The sequence below is a fragment of the Ruegeria alba genome, assembly GCF_022321465.1.
GTDB classification, from domain to species: domain Bacteria; phylum Pseudomonadota; class Alphaproteobacteria; order Rhodobacterales; family Rhodobacteraceae; genus Ruegeria_B; species Ruegeria_B alba.
This window is the reverse complement of sequence record NZ_JAKOEM010000072.1, coordinates 1-1,021: the sequence shown is the minus strand read 5'-3', so window position 1 is coordinate 1,021 and position 1,021 is coordinate 1. Positions and strand designations below refer to the sequence as shown.

2 protein-coding genes and 1 pseudogene are annotated in these 1,021 nt (G+C 64.2%); 1 reads left to right on the top strand and 2 read right to left on the bottom strand.

The window, feature by feature from the left end:
- A pseudogene (locus MB818_RS21915) lies at positions 1-257 on the bottom strand (hypothetical protein); the annotation flags it as partial.
- 184 nt (positions 258-441) lie between these two features.
- On the opposite strand from MB818_RS21915, the gene MB818_RS21910 reads away from it, so the two are divergent.
- Positions 442-861 (top strand): acyl-CoA transferase, encoded by a 420-nt coding sequence (locus tag MB818_RS21910; protein ID WP_164128625.1) that lies wholly within the window; start codon positions 442-444, stop codon positions 859-861.
- A 13-nt stretch (positions 862-874) separates the two neighbouring features.
- Here MB818_RS21910 and MB818_RS22120 read toward each other — a convergent pair whose 3' ends face one another.
- Entirely contained in the window at positions 875-1,006 is a 132-nt protein-coding gene (locus MB818_RS22120) for a bactofilin family protein (RefSeq protein WP_369426354.1), read from the bottom strand.
- Positions 1,007-1,021 lie beyond the last annotated feature (15 nt).

The window sequence follows — 1,021 nt, the reverse complement described above, 5'->3', positions numbered from 1 at the left end:
GCTGCGCCGACGACCATGAGCACCAGACTTGCGATGACGGTCCGCTTGTCGCCAAACCAGCTTGCAACCGCACCGCCCGCAACCGCGACAATGATACCGGGTCCCGAGAAGAGGCCGATCAGGATCCCTATCTCCGTCAGCGTTATCGCGAGGCTGTCCATGATGAACGGAGACAGTGCTGCCACGGACTGAAACTGGATGGCCATGACCGTTCGGGCGAAAAACAGCACAAACAGAACAACCCATCGCTTCGGCACGAGAGAAATCCTCCAAGACAACGATGCGATGTGACGTGATCTGCGGCGTGTCTCAGCCACGCTAAGTCCAAAGTCGAGAACCATGCAAGCATTTTGGCCTCGCGCACGATTGAGGCTGAGTTCCCATAGGTCCGCTTCAGCCTCCACCCCGACATTTTGTGTTTCTGCTGGTTAGCGAACAATCATGCCCACCTCCCGCGAAACCATCCTCACCGCGCTGCACGCGCGGATCTCAGTGCTGCCCGCCACCGCGCTGCGCGGCGAGGTGCTTCCCGAGCGCGTGCCGGCCGCAGGCCTGCTGATCCTGCGCGATGGCGAGCCGGGCGCGCCCGATGTGACTCTGTCGCCGCTGGCCTACCACTATCAGCACCGCGCCGAGATCGAGGCTGTGGTTCAGGGCACCGACCGTGACAGTTCCTTCGACACGCTGACCGCCAGCATCGGCGCGGCGCTCGCCGCCGACCGCACGTTGGGCGGGCTATGTGACTGGGTCGAGGCGGAAGCGCCGCGACCGGTCGATCTGGCCGTAGAGGGCGCAGCGAGCCTGAAGGCGGCCGTGATCCCGGTCGTCCTGCACTACACCACGGCCGACCCGCTGACCTGACCGAAATTGGAGGTCAGGCGCTGGCCTGCGATGCCCGGGAACAGGCCGCATTCACTTCGGCCCCGGCCTCGATGACGAGCTTGGCGTAGGTGATTTCTCCGGACACGCGGGCGCCGGATTGCAGTCGGACGTCACCGCCGACGATCCGGCCTTCGAAACT